Here is an 18,730-nt window from a genome sequence, read left to right on the forward strand (position 1 = left end):
GACCGCCATGTACTACGCCGGCATCCCGTTCCCCAGCCGCGGCATTGCATGATGCGTATGCGAAGCGGCCTTGCCGGAAGCGTCAAGAGTCCGGCCGCGGACCGAACAGATATCCCTCGATGGCGCGCAGCACCCGCCGGGTGGCCGCAGCCTGCGAGAGGTCGTTTTGAAGCGCGTGGTCGACCATGGCGCGGCTGATCACGATCAGATCCTCGACGGCGTCGTCGTCGACTGGCCTTGCGATCTCACGACGATGCCGCGCCAGCAGGTCGGCGACCAGTTCCTTCAATTCGCCGGCCGCTGACGTGCCCGATGACGCCGGGCGCAGGCGATCCTCCTCGGCCTCCAGAATGCGATTGAGCCCGGCCCGCTCGGCATGCGCCTCGAGCTGCGCCCGAACGATCAGGTTGAGCGACGCCGTCAGGCTCTTGCCCTCGGATGCCGCAACCGCATCTCGTACTTTCGCCAGCAGCGCGTCCTCGAACCTCGTGATCAAAGCCAGCGTCAGGGCGTCCTTGTTCGGGAAGTACTGGTACACCGAGCCGACGCTGATCCCGCCGCGCTCGGCGACCGCGTTGGTGTTGTATCCCTCGAGCCCGCGCGCTTCCAAAACGCGAGCCGCCGCTTCCAGAATCACCGCCACGGTTTCCCGCGAACGCTGCTGAAGCGGCTGTTTGCGGGCCTTTGTGCGCCGCTTCGGCGGCATGGCGGGCATCTCCCAAAACGCGAGTTGTGGAATATGAGCAATTACTCACATTATGGCCGTGAAAGGAGAACCGATCAATGGTGACACTGCAAACGACCTCGTCTCCCGTGCTTCCCGAGCACGAGGACGATCCGCACAGGTTTCATATCTTCGTCATGGTCAAGACCACGCGGCACTGGCTCGATCTGAAGACCGAGCAGCGCCTCGCCTTCCTGCACGAGGAGGTCATTCCTTTGCTCCGGCGCCGTCCGGAGCTGAAGGTGCGCTGGTTCGAGCCGGAGGCCTTCTCGACCAGGGCGACCGACGTCATGATCTGCGAGACCGATGACCTCTCGGCCTGGGCGTGGTTCTGCGACCACCTGCGCGAGACGAGGTTCTGGGACCACTATTTCGAAGTGCTCGACATCATGCCGGCACTCGAAGGCAATTACCTTGCCTAGGATGCCGACGCCGGCCCGGATCGTTCAGGGCCGGCGTTCCGGCAGCCTGTGGCGACGCAACTGCGTTCCCATCCACATCTGTCATCGTCCGGCTCGACCGGGCGATCCAGTACGCCGCGGCCCATCGGCTCAAGCACTGGCGTCTCTGGAATGCTGGATCACCCGCTTTCGCTTTCGCGGTGATGACACCGAGTGGCTGTTTTGGCATCTCGAATTGCGCCCACCCGCATCGTCGTCCCGGCGCAGGCCGGACCCATAATCACCGATGCTGTTTGTCGGGCAATGCTGGAACGACGAGTCCCGTTCAAGACATCCGCCGCGGACTATGGGTCCCGGCCTTCGCCGGGACGACGGCGGTGGATGCAGCGTGCGAGCGCGATCAGTCCGAATTCGTGTTCCCGTGGTGTGTCACACAATCGCACGGAAGCGACTTTCGGATAGCTTGCGTCACAGTCCCGATCGACTACCCTTGGTATACAAGCAGGCCCGGCGTCAGATCGGGCCGCAAGAGGGAACGCGCATTGCACGGACAGGCCGACCGGCGCAGCGAAGCCATGCGAAGCGCCAGCGAGGGAACTCGCCGCCGCGCGTTCACCGGCCTCTGGGTCGCGGCATTGCTGGCGATCCTGACCTTCCTGGTCATCTATCCCGTCTTCATGCTGCTGCTCGGCGCGCTCACCGACACCAATCCGGTGGTCGACGGTATCCGTCTCAGCCTGAGCCATTTGTCGATCGCCAATTTCCTCGCCGTGCTGGCCAATCCGAACGTCGCCGAAGCGCTGCTCAACACGCTGATCGCCTGCGGCGGCGGCACGGTGATCGCGGTCGCGATCGGGCTCCTGTTCTCCTGGATCGTGGTGCGCACCAACACGCCATTCAAGGGCTTCATCGCGGCGGCCAGCATCCTGCCGCTGTTCGCGCCGCCGCTGGTCGCGGGCGTGGCCTGGGCCATTCTCGGCTCGCCGAAGACCGGCTTGATCAACACGATGTTCAAGTGGATGGGCTCCGACCTGCGCGTCGATCTCTATTCGATGTGGGGCCTGGTGTTCGTGTTCGGCATCTACTACGCGCCCTATGTCTACATGTTCACCTCGTCGGCGCTGCGCAACATGGACCCGAGCCTGGAGGAGGCCGCGGAAATCTCCGGCGCGAGCCCGGTCGCGACCCTGTTCACGGTGACGTTCCCGCTGATCATGCCGGCGATTGTCTCGGGCATGCTGCTGTCGTTCATCGTGATGCTCGGCATCTACGGCATCCCGGCCGTGCTCGGCGCGCCGACCAACCTGAACGTGCTCACCACCTACATCTTCAAGCTCACCAACTGGTCGCCGCCGCTCTACAACACCGCAGCGGCGGTCGCGATCATTCTGATGGTGGTCACGGGGCTCTTGGTCTATCTGCAGCAGAAATTGCTGAGCGGACGCAGCTATACCACCGTCGCGGGCAAGGCGTTCCGGCCGCGCAGCCTCGATCTCGGTCCATGGCGCTGGCTCACTTTCGCGATCGGGATCGTCTACCTCCTCATCGTCGTGGTGCTGCCGTCGCTGGCGCTGATCGTCGCGGCGTTCCGCAAGTTCATGTTCATCCGCGATGTCGCGAGCCTGTTCGACATGCGGCAATATTCGCTGACGCATTTCGAGAGCATCTTCGACAATCCGTTGACGATGCGGTCGATCTACAATGCGGTCGAGGTCGGCGTGATCACGGCTGTTGTCGGCGGCGCGCTTGCCTTTGCGATCGGCTACACCATCCATCGCACCCGCGTCAGCGGCCGCGGTGCCATCGACCTGATCTCGACGCTGCCGGTCGCGATTCCCGGGCTGGTGGTCGGCGTCGCCTATCTCTGGGCCTGGATCGGCGTGCCGGGCGGGCTCTACGGCACGATCTGGATTCTCGCGCTGGCCTTCATTGCGCGCTTCATGCCGGACACCGTGAAGGCGCTGTCGACCTCGTTCCTGCAAATCCACCGCGAGCTCGAGGAGGCGGCCTGGGTCTGCGGCAAGGGCATGCTCGGCACCATCAGGACGATCGTTTTGCCGCTGGCGCGGCCGGGCGTGCTGGCGTCGATGACGCTGCTGTTCGTGCTGGCGATCCGCGAGCTCGGCTCGTCGCTGTTCCTCTACACCAGCAACACCATGGTGATGTCGGTGCTGCTGCTCGACTATTACGAAGGCGGCAATATCGGCAAGACCGCGGCCTTCAGCCTGGTGCAGACGGTGCTGCTCGGTGTCCTGATCGGCGGCGCCAACTGGCTGTCGCGCGGATCAGCGCAGGGCAACGTGGCGCGGACCGGATAACAACGAATAAGGGGAGGATTGCGATGGATAGACGAACCTTCACCACATTGGCCTTGGCAAGCGTGGCGACGCTTGCATTGGCGCCTGCGGCACAGGCGCAGGAGTTCGGCTCGGCGGAGTTGATCGCGGCGGCCAAGTCCGAAGGCAAGCTCGTTTACTACACCGCGAACTTCGCCGAGATCGAGCAGCAGGTCATCAAGGCCTTCAACAAGCGCTTCCCCGAGATCAAGGTCGAGATGGTTCGCGCGCCCGGCGGCCAGCTGATCACCCGCGTCAAGACGGAGGCCGCGGCCGGCAAGCTGATCGCCGACGTCGTCGACCATTCCGACCGCGCGCTGATGCAGCCGCTGGAAGACCTGTTCCAGGATTACGCGCCGCCGAACGCGGCCGATTACGATCCGCACGCGCTGATCTCGCCGAAATACTGGCCGCGCGCGACGATCGCCTGGTCGATCGCCTACAATACCGAGCTGGTGAAGGACCCGCCGAAATCCTGGATGGACCTGACCAAGCCGCAATATGACAAGCTGATCGGGCAGGTGTTCGCGCAGTCCGGCGGCACCACCTGGACGCGGATCATGTTCGAGCGCCAGGTGCTCGGCGAAGACTACTGGGCCAAGCAGGCCGCGACCCATCCGGTGCTGTATCCCTCCGGCGCGCCGACGGCCGATGCGCTGGTGCGCGGCGAGATCGCGATCGCGCCGCTGCTCTACAATGTGATCTACCAAAAGAAGAAGGACGGCGCGCCGATCGAGATCTTCTTTCCGCCTGAAGGCGCTCCGGTCAATCCCTACGCGACCGGCATTCCGAAGACGGCGGCTCATCCCAATGCAGCAAAGCTGTTCCTGAACTGGTGTCTGTCGAAGGAAGGGCAGACCTTCATGATCAAGGAGCTCGGCAATCTCACATCCCTGAAGACGCCGCCGGCATATCCGGAGGGGTTCGATCCAAAGGTGGTCAAGCTCTGGTATCCGAAGTTCGACGAGTATGTGAAGCTGCATGCGGCGTGGGTCGCGGACTGGGACAAGACGTTTGGCTACCGGCAATAGGCTGATGGTGCAGCGATGACGGCGACGCTCGAAGTCACCGATCTCAGGAAGCAGTTCTCGATCGGCCTCCCGGCCATCGACGGCGTCAGCTTTGGCGTGCCGGCCGGGGAGATCGTGGTGCTGCTGGGGCCGTCGGGCTGCGGCAAGACCACGACGCTGCGCTGCGTCGCCGGGCTCGAGCATCCGACCGGCGGCGAGATCAGCATTTCCGGGCGCGTGGTCTCGTCGCCGGCAAGCGGCATCCTCGTGCCGCCGCGTTCGCGCGATCTCGGCATGGTGTTCCAGTCCTACGCGGTGTGGCCGCATATGACGGTGCGGCAGAACGTGATCTATCCGCTGAAGCACCGCAAGATCGGGCGCACCGATGCCGCCCGCATGGTCGAGGAGGCGCTGGCGCTGGTCGGACTGTCCGACTATGCCGACCGGCCGGTGGTGGCGTTGTCGGGCGGCCAGATGCAGCGCGTCGCGCTGGCGCGCAGCATGGTGTACCGGCCGCAACTGTTGCTGCTCGACGAGCCGCTGTCGAACCTCGATGCCAAATTGCGCCTGCGGCTGCGCGACGACCTTCGCGTCATCCTCAAGCAGACCGGGATGACCGCGCTCTACGTCACCCATGACCAGGCCGAGGCGGTCGTGCTCGGCGACCGGATCGGGGTGATGCGCGACGGCAAGCTGTTGCAGATGGACACGCCCGACGTGATCTACAATCGTCCGGCCGATCTGTTCGTCGCCAATTTCACCGGCGCCACCAACGAGCTCGCAGGCACGCTCGTCACATGCAACGGCCGCTATGGCGTGGTCGACTTCGGTAACGGCCGGCAGGGGGAAGTCGCGCTGTGCCAGACGCTCAAGCCCGACGAGAAAGTGCGGATCGCGCTGCGGCCCGAGAACATCGCGATCGGCCGCCCCGACGGCGCCAACACGTTCTCGGCCAAGGTGCTCGACCGCAGATATCAGGGCACCCAGACCGCCTACGGCATCGAGCTGTTCGGCAAACGGCTGGAGGCGATCGAGCTCGGCACCGCCGCGCGCCATCAGGTCGGCGTCGAGGCACAGGTCGCGCTGCCGCGCGAATGCCTGTGGGCCTATCGCGACAGCGGGCCGGCATCGCATGATTAGCGTGACCGCGGCCGTCGTCGGTTCGCAATGATGCGAGGCGGCCCGTGCCGCCAGCGCGCCGCCTAACCTTCCTCCACCAGCGCGCGGATGCTGCGGGCGAGTCCGAGGATGCGCGGCCCGCATTCGCGCTCGATCTGCTCGGCGCTGAAGCGGAAGGAGGGAACGCCGCAATTGACCGACAGGCATTCTCCGGTCGGCGTGCGATAGAGCGGGGCGGCGACGCCGAATATCTCGCGCCGCCATTCGCCGAGCGAGACGGCAAAGCCGCGCTCGCGGCACAATTCGATGTCGGGCAAGGTGCGCTTCTGCACGTAGTCGAACTCGTCGGGGCGCTCGGCCTTGACGCGCGCGACATAGGCGCCGAGCTCGTCCTCGGTGAACAGCGACAGCAGTGCACGCCCGACCGCGGTCGGCGCCAGCGTGCTGACAAAGCCGACGTCGGGCACGTGCGGCGCTGTATCCGTCGTGCGCAACGTCTCGACATAGATGAAGTCGATCCCGAACGGCATCGCGATCGACACCGTGCCGCCGGCATAGGTCGCGAAGTCGCGCATCAGCGGACGTGCCAGCTGACGCACCTTCAGCGCCGACAACACAGGATAGGCGGCGGCGAGCGCGCCCAGCCCGAGCACGAAGCGGCCCTTGCTGTCGCGCCTGAGATAGCCGAGTTGCTCGAGCGTGTAGGTCAGCCGCGACACCGTCGGCCGCGACAGGCCGGTATGCAACGCGAGTTCGGCGTTCGACAATGAGCCGGGATGACGGCGAAACGCCGCCAGCACGTCGAGGCCATGCGCCAGGGTGGTCGCAAAGGACGGGTCCGCCTGAGCCTCGGCATGGGAAGATGCTGTCATACGGAATATTGGTCTCAGACTGCCATATTTGTCAATATATCGGAATGAATTTGCAAATCGTGTTGATATCGGTTTATCTGCCGGGAATAGGACAAGGAACCGCTGGAGCGAGGCGCCTTCCGATGACGATGACCGAGCAAGCCCGAGACGCGAAGCCCGCCGCGATCGACAAGGAGCGGCTGCGCCTGAAGTATCAGGAGGAGCGCAACAAGCGGCTGCGTCCCGACGGCAACGACCAGTATCTCCAGATCAAGGGCCAGCTCGCGCATTATCTCGATGATCCCTACACGCCGGTCACAGAGCGCGCGCCGAAGACCGATCACGTCACCTTCGCCTTCATCGGCGGCGGCTTTGCCGGGCTCGCCACCGCGGCGCGGCTGACCGAGGCCGGGATCAAGGACGTCCGCATTGTCGAGAAGGGCGGCGATTTCGGCGGCACCTGGTACTGGAACCGGTATCCCGGCGCGCAATGCGACACGGCGTCGATGGTCTACATGCCGCTGCTCGAAGAGACCGGCCACATGCCGTCCGAGAAATACGCGCATGCGCCCGAGATCCTCGCGCACTGCCAGCGGATCGGCCGGCAATTCAATCTCTACGACAACGCGCTATTCCATACCGAAGTGACGAGCCTCGATTGGGACGCCGCGCAATCGCGCTGGATCATCCGCACCACGCGGGGCGACGCGTTCACGGCGCAATATGTCGGCATCGGTACCGGCCCGCTGCACGTGCCGAAACTGCCCGGCATTCCCGGTATCGAGCGCTTCAAGGGCCACTCGTTCCACACCAGCCGCTGGGATTACGACTACACCGGCGGCGATCCCAAAGGCGCGCTGATGGAGAAGCTCGCCGACAAGCGCGTCGGCATCATCGGCACCGGCGCTACCGCGGTGCAGTGCATTCCGCACCTCGCGCGCGCCTGCAAGGAGCTCTACGTATACCAGCGCACGCCATCGTCGGTCGATGTGCGCGGCAACGGGCCGATCGATCCCGACTGGTTTGCCGAGATCGCGACGCCGGGCTGGCAACAGCGCTGGCTGGAGAATTTCACCGCCAACCAGGCCGGCGGATCGGCCGAGGAAGATCTGGTGCAGGACGGCTGGACCGACCTGTCGAAGCGGATTCGCGCCAAGATCATGCTGCTGCCGCGCGAGCAGCGCAGCGTGGAAAACATGCGGGCCGCGTTTGAGGATTCCGACTTCGAAAAGATGGAGGAAATCCGCAACCGGGTCGACACCATCGTCCGCGACGTCGACACCGCCAGGAATCTCAAGGCCTGGTACGGCCAGCTCTGCAAGCGCCCTTGCTTCCACGACGCCTATCTGCAGGCGTTCAACACGGCGGGCACCCATCTGGTCGATACCGACGGCAAGGGCGTCGAGGAGATCACCGAGAACGGGATCGTCGTCGCCGGCAAGGAATACGCGCTCGACTGCATCATCTATGCGTCCGGCTTCGAGGTCGGTACCGAGTACAAGCGTCGCGCGGGCTTCGATCTGAACGGCCGCGATGGCGTCAAGCTGTCGGAGCATTGGGCCGAGGGCATGCGCACCAAGCACGGCATCCACGTGCACGGTTTCCCCAACGTATTCTTCGTGCAGCCGACGCAAGGTGCCAATCTGATCTCCAACGTGCCGCACAATCTGACCGAAGCGGCGCGCACCATCGCGCTGATGGTCGGCCACGCGCAGGACAACGGCTTCAAGGAAATCGAGGTCAGCAGGGAAGCCGAGGATCGCTGGGTCGAGCTGCTGCTGACCGGCGTCGGCCGGATGATCGGCGGGCCGGATTGCACGCCCGGCTACTACAACAATGAGGGCCGTGAGCCCGGTCCCGCGGCCAAGCTCAATGTCGGCCATCCCTCGGGCGCGCTGGCCTACTTCAAATATATCGACGGCTGGCGCCGCAGCGGCCAGTTCGAGGGCGTGCAATTCCGCTGAGGGAAGCGCGATCGGAACCGATTTCCGCCAATCGAGGGAGTGCTTGAGTATGGCCCAGACAACCGCAAGCGAAACGTCGCACGAAGGTCCGAAGGCGGCATCCGCGCCGGTCATCGCGCAGCACGCGGCGACGCTGAAGGCGCTGCCGTTCGCCGACACCAGGGACTTCGACGACGCCGCGCGCGGCTTTCTCGGCACCCTCGAGAACGCACGCGTCACTTCGGCCCAGGGCAGGGTGGTCTGGAGTCTCGAGCCTTACGGATTCCTGTCCGAGGAGAAAGCGCCCGCGACCGTTGATCCGAGCCTGTGGCGGCAGTCGCGCCTCAACATGCAGCACGGCCTGTTCGAGGTCGTGCCCGGCGTCTATCAGGTACGCGGGCTCGACATCGCCAACATGACGCTGATCGAGGGCGACAGCGGCGTCATCGTCGTCGACACCCTGACCTCGATCGAAGGCGCCCGCGCCGCGCTCGATCTCTACTTCAAGCACCGCGGCACGCGGCCGGTCGCGGCGATCATCTTCACCCATACTCACACCGACCATTGGGGCGGCGCGCGCGGCGTGCTGGACGACGCCATGCTGGCGGCGAGCGTGCCAATCATCGCGCCGAACCTGTTCATGGAGCACGCCGTCTCCGAGAACATCATCGCAGGACCTGCGATGCTGCGCCGGGCGCAATATCAGTTCGGACCCCTTCTGGCCAAGGGCGCGCGCGGGCAGGTCGATTGCGGCCTCGGCAAGTCGATGGCGGCGGGCTCCGTCGCGCTGCTGCGTCCAACGGACCTGATCATGGCGACCGGCGATACGCGTGTGATCGACGGCGTCGCATTCGAATTCCAGATGGCGCCGAACAGCGAGGCACCGGCGGAGATGCACTTCTTCGTTCCGCGCTATGGGCTGTTGAACCTCGCCGAGAACTGCACGCACAATTTCCACAATCTGCTGCCGTTCCGCGGCGCCGACGTGCGTGACGCGCTGGCCTGGTCGAAATATCTCGGCGAGGCCTTGCGGCTCTGGGACGGCAAGGCCGAGGCGATGTGCGGCCAGCACCATTGGCCGGTGTGGGGACGCGAGCGCATCGGCACGATGATCCGGCAGCAGCGCGACCTCTACAAGTTCGCGCATGACCAGACCATCCGCCTGATGAACCACGGCCTGACCGCGGCCGAAATCGCCGAGACGATCCAGCTGCCGAAGAGCCTGGAAGGCGCCTGGCACGGCCGCGGCTATTACGGCCACATCCGGCACAATGTGAAGGCGATCTACCAGAAATATCTCGGCTGGTACGATGCCAATCCGGTCAATCTCGATCCGCTGCCGCCGGTCGAGTCGGGCAGGAAGTATGTCGAGTACATGGGCGGCGCGGACGCGATCCTGAAACGCGCCGCGGCGGATTTTGCCAAGGGCGAGTTCCGCTTCGTGGCGCAGGCCGTCAGCCATCTCGTGTTCGCCGAGCCTGATAATCAGGCCGCGCGTTCGCTCCTCGCCGACACGCTGGAGCAGCTCGGTTATGCCGCCGAGAGCGCGACCTGGCGCAATGCCTATCTGTTCGGCGCGCAGGAATTGCGCCAGGGCATGCCGAAGGTGCCGGCGCGTCCGTCGATGCCGCGCGAAACGCTGGCCGCGCTCCGCACCTCCCAGCTCTGGGACGTGCTCGGCATCCGCCTCAACGGTCCCAAGGCGGAAGGCAAGCACATCGTCCTGAACTGGCGCTTTTCCGACACCGGCGAGACGTTCGTGCTCAATCTGGAGAATTCAGCCCTGACCTACGTTAGGGGTGCGCAGGCGGCCGATGCGCAGGCAAGCTTCACGCTGGCGCGCAGCGTGCTGGATGAGGTCATCGCCAAGCTGACCACGTTCGCGGACGCCGTCGGCGCCGGCGAGATCATGGTAGCCGGCGAGCCGATGCGCCTCGCCGAGCTGATGGGACTGATGGACGAATTCCCGCGGATGTTCGAGATCGTGGAGCCGAAGCGGGCGGCGGTGACGTAACGGACAAATACTCAGAACGACACCCCTCATCCTGAGGAGCGCGCTCTTGCGCGCGTCTCGAAGGATCGACCGCCCGGCTGGTGGCCGTGCATCCTTCGAGGCGCGCTCGCACCTCGGGATGACGGGATGGCCAGATGTGCTTGCGTCATTGCGAGGAAGCGGAACGACGAAGCAGATTGCTTCGCTTCGCTCGCAATGACAGGAGGGGGCGCCCTCGGGCGCGGTCTCAAATCCCGAGATACGCCGCCTGCACTTGCTTATTGTTGGCGAGCTCGGCGCTGGTGCCCTGCAAGATCACGTTGCCGCTTTCCAGCACATAGGCGCGCTGCACCAGCGACAGCGCGCGGCTGACGTTCTGTTCGACCAAGAGGATCGAGGTGCCCATCTTGTGGATCTCGCCGATCTTCTCGAAGGTCACGTCGGTCATCACGGGAGCTAAGCCGAGCGAGGGCTCGTCCAGCATCAGCAGGCGGGGCTTCAGCATCAGCCCGCGGCCGATCGCGACCATCTGCTGCTCGCCGCCGCTCATGGTGCCGGCGAGCTGTTTTCTGCGGTCGGCGAGCCGCGGGAAGATGCTGTAAACGAGCTCCATCGTGCGCCCGCGATCCGCCTTGGCCTTCGGCGTGTAGGCGCCGATCTCGAGATTCTCCTGCACCGTCATTTCCGGAAACACCTGGCGGCCTTCCGGGACATGCGCGATGCCGAGCTCGGGAATTCGGTAGGGTGGCAGCGTGGCGAGGTCGACGCCGTCGAACGTGACCTTGCCGCCGAACAGCTTGACGAGGCCGGAGATCGCGCGCAGCGTCGTGCTCTTGCCGGCGCCGTTGGCGCCTAACAGGCCGACGGCTTCGCCTTCGCCAATGGAGATGCTGACATCGGTGATGGCAGGGACCGAGCCGTAGCTGGCGCTGATGCGGGAGAGCTCAAGCATGGGCGTCTCCCTGCGCCGGCGGATGCACATAGGAGCCAAGATAGGCGCGGATCACTTCCGGATTCTCCACGATCTCCTTCGGCGCGCCCTCGGCGATCTTCTGGCCGTGGTCGAGCACCACGATGTGGCGGGCCACCGCCATGATCGCGCGCATCACATGCTCGACGATCACGATTGTGAGGCCGCTGGCAGAGAGCTTCTTCACCAGCGCCACCGCCTGGTCGATCTCGGCCGGGTTGAGTCCGGCCATCACCTCGTCGAGCAGCAGGATCTTGGGCTGCGTTGCCAGCGCGCGGGCCATCTCCAGCCGGCGCTGGTCGATGGTGGTGAGGTCCTTGGCCGGGGTCTGCTCCTTGGCGGAGAGGCCGACGAACTCGATCGCCTCGAGCGCCTTGTTGCGCGCGGCCGCGATATGCCGGTCGCGCAGGAACGCGCCGGTCATCACATTGGCGAGCACGGTCATCGCGCCGAACGGCTTTGCCACCTGGAAGGTGCGGGCAAGGCCCAGCGCGCAGACATCATGCGGCTTGAGCCCCACGACCTCGTGACCGAAGGCGAGCACCGAGCCGGAATCCGGCCGGTGAAATCCCGTGATCAAATGAAAGCTCGTGGTCTTGCCGGCGCCGTTCGGCCCGATCAGCGCGACCGTCTCGTTCTCCTGCACCGTGAAGCTGACGTCCTGCACGGCGCGCAGGCCGCCGAAGCGCTTGCTGAGACCCTTGATGACCAGTGCTTCTGCCATCGCGACGACCTCAGGCGCGCGCCGGCTTGCGCCGGGCGGTGCGGTGATAGATGTCGGTCGCGAACCCGATCAGTCCGGTCGGCCGCCACAGGATGACAGCCATCAGGATCAGGCTGTAGACCGTGAGCTGGATGCCGCCGACCGAGCTGCCGAGCCAGCTCTGCAGCAGCGCAGAGGTGGTCTCCAGCAGCACGGTGCCGATCACCGGACCCCACAGCGTGCCGATGCCGCCGACGATCGACACCAGCGCCGCCTCGATCGAGACGTTGAAGCTGAACGCGGTCGCAGGATCGATGAAGTAGATGTATTGCGTGTAGAAGGTGCCGGCGAGCGCGGTCAGGAACGCGCTGATCATGTAGATGTCGCGCTTGACCTTCGGCGCGTTGACGCCGATCGCCTCGGCCGCGTCCTCATCCTCGCCGATCGCGACGAGATAGTAGCCGATCCAGGATTTCTCGATTCTGTGGGTGATCCACAGCCCGACCACGAGCAGGCCGAGCACGACGTAATAGTAAGACGACTTCTCCTCGAACTGCATCATCAGCGGCGCGCTGCCGAGGTTCGGGATCGTGGTGCCTTCGGCGCCCCAGGCGAAGTCGCGGAACTTGAGGAAGATCAGCATCAGCACCTGGGCGGTCGCGATGGTGGCGATGGTGAAATAGGGGCCGCGCAGGCGGAAGCAGAGCCAGCCGATCGGCAGGCTTGCGAGCATCGCGACCACGCCGCCCGCGATCATCCCGATCCAGGGCGAGATGCCGTAGTTCACCTGCATGATGGTCGAGGTGTAGGCGCCGAGCCCGAAATAGGCGGCGTGGCCGAGCGACAGCTGCTTGGCGTAACCGCCCATCAGGTTCCAGGCGACGCCGATGAAGGAGAACAGCAGGATGCGGATGAAGATGTCGATCGCGAATGATGAGGTGACGAGCTGGGGCATGGCGAGCATGACGACGGCCCCGATCGCGAGCCACAGCCATTTCATGTTGCTGGACGTCTGCATCACCGGCCCCTCCTGGCGCCGAGCCCGCTCGGCCTGAACGCGAGCGTCAGCAGCAGCAGCGCGAACACCACGATCAGGCCGGAATCGGCGCCGACGAACTGGATGCCGAGCGATTCCGCGACGCCCATCATCAGGCTTGCGATCAGCGCGCCCATCACGTTGCCGAGCGTGCCCATCACGACGGCGACGAACGCCATCAGCACGAACACCTGGCCGACGAATGGATAGGCTGAATAGAACGGCATCAGCAGCGAGCCGGCGGCGCCCGCGAGCGCCAGCGCGGTGCCGAACGCCACCGCGAACACGCGGTTCGGATTGATCCCCATCAGCATCGCGACGTCGCGGTTCTGCGATGCGGCGCGCATGGCGCGGCCGAGATCGGTGGTGTGCAGGAACACCCACAGCAGCCCGCTCAGCGCCATTGCGACCGCGAAGGCGATCAGTTTCGCTACCGGTATGTACAGCCCGCCGATGTGCCACGCCGCATCCGAATAAGACGTGTGGACGGTGCGGTAGTTGGCGCTGAACAACATCAGCGAGAGATTGAGCAGCAACAGCGACAGCGCGAAGGTCAGGAAGATCTGCGGCATGTCGTTCGGCCCCAGCACCCTGCGGATTAGGAAATGCTGGATCAGGACGCCGGCGAGGAACAGTACCGGCATCGAGACCACGAGCGAAACCAGCGGATCGATGCCGAACTGGGTGGCGAGGAAGAACGAGATATACATCCCGATCATCACGAACTCGCCCTGGGCGAAGTTGACGATCTTGACCACGCCGAAGATCAGCGTGACGCCGATGCTGACAAGCGCGTAGATGCCGCCGATGAGCAGGCCGTTGATCACGGCCTGGGCCAGTGTCTCCCACATGCGATGCGACCGCGGTTCAGGTCTTCATCAGCGGGGCGCGGGCGTCTTCCTTCGGGAAGACGCTGACGAGATCGGTGTTCTGCCACTGCACGCCGACCGGGCGGCCGTAGACGTTCTTGCCGTCCGGCCCGAACTTCACCTTGCCGCCCGGCGCCATCGCAGCAAAGCCCGAGGAGACATCCAGCGTCGAGAGCGCCTCGCGCACCTTCTTGGGGTCGGCGGAGGCGGCGCGCTCCAGCGCGTCGGCCAGCATGAAGGTCTGCGCGACCAGGCCGCCGGCATATTCGAACGCGAACTCGCCGGTGCGCTTCTTGAATTCGACATTCACCTTCTGCGCGTCGTCGCTGACGTCGTGGTTCCAGTGCGCGACGCCCTGCAGGCCCTCGGCGGCATTGCCGACATTCTTGTAGAAGTCCGGCATCACGAAGCCGCCGGAGCCGCCGTTGATCGCGATGTTGAGCCCGACCTGCTTCACGGTGCGCACGATCAGGATGAGGTCATTGAGATAGGACAGTGAGAACAGCGTGTTGGCGCCGGAGGCCTTGACCTTGTTGATCAGCGGGCTCGCGTCGGTGAAGCCGGCCGAGTAGGGCTCGAACATCACGATCTCGACGCCTTCGCCCGGCGCCAGCTCCTTCAGCCCGTTCGAGGTCGAGGTGCCGAACGCGGTGTTCTCGAAAATGACGGCGACCTTGGCCTGCTCGCTGACCAGCTTGGCCATCTGCAGCTGCGCCTTGGCAAACTGCGAGGCGCGCGCGAACGGCGTGAAGGTGTAGGTGCGCCCCTTGTTGAGCTGGTCGGAGCTCGATCCGGTGATGATCGGGACCTTCGCCCGTTCGCAGACTTCGCTCGCGATCAAGGTCAGCGCGCTGGCATAGCAGCCGTGGATCGCCGACAGCTTGTTGCCCGTGATCAGGCGGTCGGTCTCGGTGCGCGTCACCGTGGTGTCGCTCTGCACGTCCGAGACGATGAGGTTGAGCTTGGCGCCGCCGAGCGACTTGATGCCGCCGGCCTCGTTGACCATGTCGACCGCGAGCTTGGCCGCAGCCACGCAGCCGACGCCGATCTGCGCCATGCTGCCGGTGGTCGGATAGAGTGCGCCGATGTTGATCGGGTCGGCCGCCCAGCCGCGCAGCGGAACGGCGCCGAACGCGCCTGCCGCCAGCACGCCGCCGGTCTTGGCGAGGAATTTGCGGCGGTTCAGCTTCTTTGGTGAGGCTTTGGACGATGCGGCATTATTAATGGCCGACGGCTTGCGGTCCCCTGTCATGGCGTTCCCCCCCTGCGCGATCACGGCACGGTTGCTCCGTCCGCTCGCTTATTATTTTTGCTCAAGCGCGGCGCATAAGAGCACGTAATTCGGCGTTCGCAAAGGCGATATCAGCCGAACTTATGGGGAATCCTTGTCATCGCTGGTGCGTCGCAGCAATCGCGCGACGCGCGCAAGCGGATTGTTTTGCTGCGTGAGAGTTGCCGCCGCACACGACGGTATTATTGACAATCGAACGACCCGACGGACCGGCACGGATGGTGCCGGCCGGCCCGCCGGATCATTCGATCGGCCGCTGCAACTGCTACTCCGCGCTGGCCACCAGCTTGAAGCGCGGCTCGGCTTCCATCAGGCTGCGATAGGCCGCAAGATAGTCCAGCGCCATGCGCCGCGCCGTGAAGCGCGTCTCGAACTGCTTGCGGATCGCGGCGCGGTCGAGCGTTCCAAGGCGGCCGACGGAGGAGATCGCGCTGATCACGTCCTCGACGATGAAGCCGGTCAGCCCATCGTCGATGATCTCCGGAACCGAGCCGCGGTTGAAGGCGACCACCGGCGTCCCACAGGCCATGGATTCGATCATGACGAGGCCGAACGGCTCCGGCCAGTCGATCGGCAGCAGGAGGCCCAGCGCGCCGCTGAGGAAGTCCGACTTCTCGTGATCGCTGATCTCGCCGATGAACTCGACCAGCGGATTGTTCTCGATCATCGGCCGGATCAGCTCGTCGTAATAATCCTGGTCGGCGCGATCGACCTTGGCCGCGATCTTGAGCGGAATGCCGCAATGGGTCGCGATCTTGATGGCGCGGTCGACGCCTTTCTCCGGCGCGATGCGGCCGAGCACGGCGAGATATTCCTGTTTCGCCGGCTTCGGCGTCAGCAGGGTCTCCGGCAGGCCGTGATGGATGGTCGTCACCCAGTTCGCCTGCGGCACCGGCCGCCGCTGCGCGTTGGAGATCGAGATGACGGGCATCTTGGAGAAGGTGTTGAAGACCGGCTGATGCTCCGGCAGGTCGAGCCGTCCGTGCAGCGTGGTCACGAATGGCGTCGGCTGCCGGTGGAACAGCGACCAAGGATAATAGTCGAGATGGAAGTGGAGGAAATCGAACTCCTCGTCGTCACATTTCTGCCGCACCCGCTCCAGCAGCACCATGTGGAGCGCATTGGGATCGCGGACCGAGCCGTCGAGCCGCAGTGCCTTCGGCCAGGTCGCATCGAGCTTCGCGGAGGTTTGAGAGTCGCCGCTGGCAAACAATGTCACGTCGTGTCCAAGGGCTACCAGCTCCTCCGTCAACCAATGCACCACCCGCTCGGTGCCGCCATACAGCTTGGGTGGAACAGCCTCCGTCAACGGAGCTACCTGCGCGATGCGCATCTCACCATCTCCTCTTTGTAATGTGGAATGAACTACCCTCAGCCCTCAGATGGCACCGACATGCCAAAGACGGGAACGTTCTCGCACGTGCGAGGTTCCTTAGATGTGGGAGATCTGTCGCTTCTTTCTTCCATCACACTGTGGTCTTGCTGATGCCATCACGCTCCAACAGGTTTTTGCCTATGCCAGCGTTGCAAAATTGTTGCGCAGTGATGGCTGCATCAAGGAATCCCACCGCCGCCCTTCACGTCATCGTGCGCGAGAGCTTCGACTAAAACTTTCTCGTTCACCTTCAACAGCTTTGCAGGACGTCATGGACCATCTGTCAGGATACGCGCATCGTCCGTTTCCCTTTGTGTTGCGCTATCTGCGCCGGCGTCTGCCGTCGCATGTTGTGATTTTGTCAGCCGTGGTTGCGGCGGTTGCCTGTTCGGTAGGCACGCAATACGGCGTGAAGAATCTGGTCGATGCGTTGTCGGCGGGGCCGTCGGCTGCGAACGGCGTATGGCTGGCATTCATTCTGCTCATGTCGCTGATCGCGGCCGACAACTTCCTGTGGCGGATCGCGAGCTGGACGGCGAGCTTTACCTTTGTCAGCATCACCGGCGATCTTCGCCGGGACATATTTCGTCATCTGACCGGGCATGCGCCGAGCTACTTCTCGGACCGGATGCCCGGCATGCTGACGAGCCGCATCACGGCGACGTCGAATGCGGTGTTCACCGTCGAGAACATGTTCGTCTGGAACGTGTTGCCGCCCTGCATTGCGACCTTCGCGGCGATCACCCTGGTTGGAACAGTCAGCGTGACAATGTCAGCAGTGCTGATACTGATCGCGGGAACCATGGTGGTGGCCATGTTCCGCATCGCCGCCGCCGGCCGGCCGCTGCATGACGATTTCGCCAACAGGGCGGCTGCCGTGGACGGCGAAATGGTCGACGTCATCAACAACCTGCCGCTGGTACGCGCGTTCTGCGGCCTCGGCTATGAGCACGAACGCTTCGATGCGACCGTCAATCGGGAACTCGTCGCGCGCGGCCGTTCCCTGCGCTACCTCGAGAAGCTTCGTCTCATTCACGCCGGCGTGACCGTGATTCTGACCATCGCAATGCTGGCCTGGGCGCTCAGTCTCTGGCAGCAGGGCGCGGCGACCACCGGCGACGTCGTGCTGGTCTGCACGCTCGGCATCTCGATCCTCAGCGCCACCCGTGATCTCGCGGTCGCGCTGGTCGACGTCACCCAGCATGTCGCGCGGCTGACCGAGGCGCTGGCGACGCTGCTGCAGCCGCACGAGCTGAAGGACCATCCGGAGGCCGAGGCGCTGGTGAAGAGCGGCGCCGCGATCGCCTTCAACAACGTCACCTTCGGCTATCCCGGCGGCGAGAAGATCTTCGAGCGGTTCAGCCTGCGCCTCCAGCCGGGCCAGCGCGTCGGCCTCGTCGGGCAGTCCGGCGGCGGCAAGTCGACGCTGTTCACGCTGCTCCAGCGCTTCTACGACGTCGACGAGGGCAGCGTCACCATCGACGGCCAGGACATCTCGCGCGTCACCCAGCAGAGCCTGCGCGCGGCAATTTCGGTCGTGCCGCAGGATATCTCGCTGTTCCACCGTTCGATCCTGGAGAACATCCGCTACGGCCGGCCGAACGCGACCGACGACGAGGTGCTGCGCGCGGCGATCGCTGCGCGCTGCGACTTCGTCGAGAGCCTGCCTGACGGCCTCGACACCATGGTCGGCGACCGCGGTGTCAAGATGTCCGGCGGCCAGCGCCAGCGCATCGCGATCGCGCGCGCTTTCCTGAAGGATGCGCCGATCCTGCTGCTGGACGAGGCGACTGCCGCGCTCGACAGCGAGTCCGAGGAGGCGATCCGCGAGGCGCTGTCGCGCCTGATGCGCGGCCGCACCGTGATCGCGATCGCGCATCGGCTGGCGACGCTGCGCAATTTCGACCGCGTGGTTGTGCTGCAGGGCGGCCGGATCGTCGAGGACGGTCCGCCCGACATCCTCGTGAAGGGAAGGGGCCCCTACCGCGATCTGGTCGCGCGTGAGATGGGCCGCCTTTCCACCAGCGCGGCCTGACCCCGCGTCGTCAAGTGCGTTTGTGCGTTCCGGTGCGTTCGTTCGAACCAGGATACGGGCCAAGCAAGTCGCCA

Annotated in this window: 15 protein-coding genes; 7 read left to right on the forward strand and 8 right to left on the reverse strand. The window is 64.7% G+C overall.

What is annotated here, in order from left to right; translation table 11 throughout:
- Nucleotides 1-82: 82 nt before the first annotated feature.
- Nucleotides 83-706 (reverse strand): TetR/AcrR family transcriptional regulator, encoded by a 624-nt coding sequence (locus tag RX327_RS12655; protein ID WP_283090103.1) that lies wholly within the window; start codon nucleotides 704-706, stop codon nucleotides 83-85.
- 77 nt (nucleotides 707-783) lie between these two features.
- Here RX327_RS12655 and RX327_RS12660 point away from each other — a divergent pair, with 77 nt between their 5' ends.
- The 4 genes from RX327_RS12660 (at nucleotide 784) to RX327_RS12675 (ending at nucleotide 5,611) form a co-directional block, all read left to right on the forward strand.
- Nucleotides 784-1,146, forward strand: a complete 363-nt coding sequence (locus RX327_RS12660; RefSeq protein WP_016846500.1) for a darcynin family protein — start codon at nucleotides 784-786, stop codon at nucleotides 1,144-1,146.
- 554 nt (nucleotides 1,147-1,700) lie between these two features.
- Nucleotides 1,701-3,443 (forward strand): ABC transporter permease, encoded by a 1,743-nt coding sequence (locus tag RX327_RS12665; protein ID WP_050385128.1) that lies wholly within the window; start codon nucleotides 1,701-1,703, stop codon nucleotides 3,441-3,443.
- A 23-nt stretch (nucleotides 3,444-3,466) separates the two neighbouring features.
- Nucleotides 3,467-4,492 carry an ABC transporter substrate-binding protein gene (locus RX327_RS12670; RefSeq protein WP_244482154.1) on the forward strand — a complete coding sequence of 342 codons (1,026 nt, stop codon included), beginning with the start codon at nucleotides 3,467-3,469 and terminating at the stop codon, nucleotides 4,490-4,492.
- A 15-nt stretch (nucleotides 4,493-4,507) separates the two neighbouring features.
- Nucleotides 4,508-5,611, forward strand: a complete 1,104-nt coding sequence (locus RX327_RS12675; protein WP_050385126.1) for an ABC transporter ATP-binding protein — start codon at nucleotides 4,508-4,510, stop codon at nucleotides 5,609-5,611.
- Nucleotides 5,612-5,673: 62 nt separating this feature from the next.
- Here the strand turns inward: RX327_RS12675 and RX327_RS12680 are convergent, their stop codons facing one another.
- Nucleotides 5,674-6,462 carry an IclR family transcriptional regulator gene (locus tag RX327_RS12680; protein ID WP_050385125.1) on the reverse strand — a complete coding sequence of 263 codons (789 nt, stop codon included), beginning with the start codon at nucleotides 6,460-6,462 and terminating at the stop codon, nucleotides 5,674-5,676.
- A gap of 122 nt (nucleotides 6,463-6,584) precedes the next feature.
- On the opposite strand from RX327_RS12680, the gene RX327_RS12685 reads away from it, so the two are divergent.
- The gene (locus RX327_RS12685; protein WP_317250428.1) at nucleotides 6,585-8,405 is read left to right on the forward strand and encodes an NAD(P)/FAD-dependent oxidoreductase; all 1,821 of its coding nucleotides are present in this window, start codon (nucleotides 6,585-6,587) and stop codon (nucleotides 8,403-8,405) included.
- A gap of 49 nt (nucleotides 8,406-8,454) precedes the next feature.
- Complete coding sequence (locus tag RX327_RS12690) at nucleotides 8,455-10,398, forward strand: alkyl/aryl-sulfatase (protein WP_317250429.1); 1,944 nt, start codon at nucleotides 8,455-8,457, stop codon at nucleotides 10,396-10,398.
- Between the two features lie 226 nt (nucleotides 10,399-10,624).
- Here the strand turns inward: RX327_RS12690 and RX327_RS12695 are convergent, their stop codons facing one another.
- The 6 genes from RX327_RS12695 to RX327_RS12720 all read right to left on the reverse strand — a co-directional run bounded on the left by RX327_RS12695 (nucleotide 10,625) and on the right by RX327_RS12720 (nucleotide 16,579).
- The gene (locus RX327_RS12695) at nucleotides 10,625-11,329 is read right to left on the reverse strand and encodes an ABC transporter ATP-binding protein (RefSeq protein ID WP_317250430.1); all 705 of its coding nucleotides are present in this window, start codon (nucleotides 11,327-11,329) and stop codon (nucleotides 10,625-10,627) included.
- Nucleotides 11,322-12,071 carry an ABC transporter ATP-binding protein gene (locus RX327_RS12700; protein ID WP_050385122.1) on the reverse strand — a complete coding sequence of 250 codons (750 nt, stop codon included), beginning with the start codon at nucleotides 12,069-12,071 and terminating at the stop codon, nucleotides 11,322-11,324. Before RX327_RS12700 ends, RX327_RS12695 begins: the two co-directional genes overlap by 8 nt.
- A 10-nt stretch (nucleotides 12,072-12,081) precedes the next feature.
- The gene (locus RX327_RS12705; RefSeq protein ID WP_050385121.1) at nucleotides 12,082-13,068 is read right to left on the reverse strand and encodes a branched-chain amino acid ABC transporter permease; all 987 of its coding nucleotides are present in this window, start codon (nucleotides 13,066-13,068) and stop codon (nucleotides 12,082-12,084) included.
- A complete protein-coding gene (locus tag RX327_RS12710; protein WP_028334343.1) occupies nucleotides 13,068-13,937 on the reverse strand; it encodes a branched-chain amino acid ABC transporter permease in 870 nt (289 codons plus the stop codon). Before RX327_RS12710 ends, RX327_RS12705 begins: the two co-directional genes overlap by 1 nt.
- 16 nt (nucleotides 13,938-13,953) lie before the next feature.
- Nucleotides 13,954-15,207, reverse strand: a complete 1,254-nt coding sequence (locus RX327_RS12715; protein WP_050385120.1) for an ABC transporter substrate-binding protein — start codon at nucleotides 15,205-15,207, stop codon at nucleotides 13,954-13,956.
- Between the two features lie 304 nt (nucleotides 15,208-15,511).
- Nucleotides 15,512-16,579, reverse strand: coding sequence for a glycosyltransferase family 4 protein (locus tag RX327_RS12720; RefSeq protein ID WP_317250431.1), 1,068 nt, complete (start codon nucleotides 16,577-16,579; stop codon nucleotides 15,512-15,514).
- 313 nt (nucleotides 16,580-16,892) lie between these two features.
- Between RX327_RS12720 and RX327_RS12725 the strand changes: the two genes are divergently transcribed.
- Complete coding sequence (locus RX327_RS12725; RefSeq protein ID WP_317250432.1) at nucleotides 16,893-18,656, forward strand: ABC transporter ATP-binding protein; 1,764 nt, start codon at nucleotides 16,893-16,895, stop codon at nucleotides 18,654-18,656.
- The last annotated feature ends 74 nt before the right edge of the window (nucleotides 18,657-18,730 follow it).

Source organism: Bradyrhizobium sp. BEA-2-5 (genome assembly GCF_032918025.1).
Taxonomy (GTDB): Bacteria; Pseudomonadota; Alphaproteobacteria; order Rhizobiales; family Xanthobacteraceae; genus Bradyrhizobium; species Bradyrhizobium pachyrhizi.

Bases quoted from the DNA above. Each gene is read 5' to 3' on its own strand.
- RX327_RS12655 (WP_283090103.1), bottom strand. From the start codon at position 706: ATGCCGCCGAAGCGGCGCACAAAGGCCCGCAAACAGCCGCTTCAGCAG.
- RX327_RS12660 (WP_016846500.1), top strand. From the start codon at position 784: ATGGTGACACTGCAAACGACCTCGTCTCCCGTGCTTCCCGAGCACGAG.
- RX327_RS12665 (WP_050385128.1), top strand. From the start codon at position 1,701: ATGCGAAGCGCCAGCGAGGGAACTCGCCGCCGCGCGTTCACCGGCCTC.
- RX327_RS12670 (WP_244482154.1), top strand. From the start codon at position 3,467: ATGGATAGACGAACCTTCACCACATTGGCCTTGGCAAGCGTGGCGACG.
- RX327_RS12675 (WP_050385126.1), top strand. From the start codon at position 4,508: ATGACGGCGACGCTCGAAGTCACCGATCTCAGGAAGCAGTTCTCGATC.
- RX327_RS12680 (WP_050385125.1), bottom strand. From the start codon at position 6,462: ATGACAGCATCTTCCCATGCCGAGGCTCAGGCGGACCCGTCCTTTGCG.
- RX327_RS12685 (WP_317250428.1), top strand. From the start codon at position 6,585: ATGACGATGACCGAGCAAGCCCGAGACGCGAAGCCCGCCGCGATCGAC.
- RX327_RS12690 (WP_317250429.1), top strand. From the start codon at position 8,455: ATGGCCCAGACAACCGCAAGCGAAACGTCGCACGAAGGTCCGAAGGCG.
- RX327_RS12695 (WP_317250430.1), bottom strand. From the start codon at position 11,329: ATGCTTGAGCTCTCCCGCATCAGCGCCAGCTACGGCTCGGTCCCTGCC.
- RX327_RS12700 (WP_050385122.1), bottom strand. From the start codon at position 12,071: ATGGCAGAAGCACTGGTCATCAAGGGTCTCAGCAAGCGCTTCGGCGGC.
- RX327_RS12705 (WP_050385121.1), bottom strand. From the start codon at position 13,068: ATGCAGACGTCCAGCAACATGAAATGGCTGTGGCTCGCGATCGGGGCC.
- RX327_RS12710 (WP_028334343.1), bottom strand. From the start codon at position 13,937: ATGTGGGAGACACTGGCCCAGGCCGTGATCAACGGCCTGCTCATCGGC.
- RX327_RS12715 (WP_050385120.1), bottom strand. From the start codon at position 15,207: ATGACAGGGGACCGCAAGCCGTCGGCCATTAATAATGCCGCATCGTCC.
- RX327_RS12720 (WP_317250431.1), bottom strand. From the start codon at position 16,579: ATGCGCATCGCGCAGGTAGCTCCGTTGACGGAGGCTGTTCCACCCAAG.
- RX327_RS12725 (WP_317250432.1), top strand. From the start codon at position 16,893: ATGGACCATCTGTCAGGATACGCGCATCGTCCGTTTCCCTTTGTGTTG.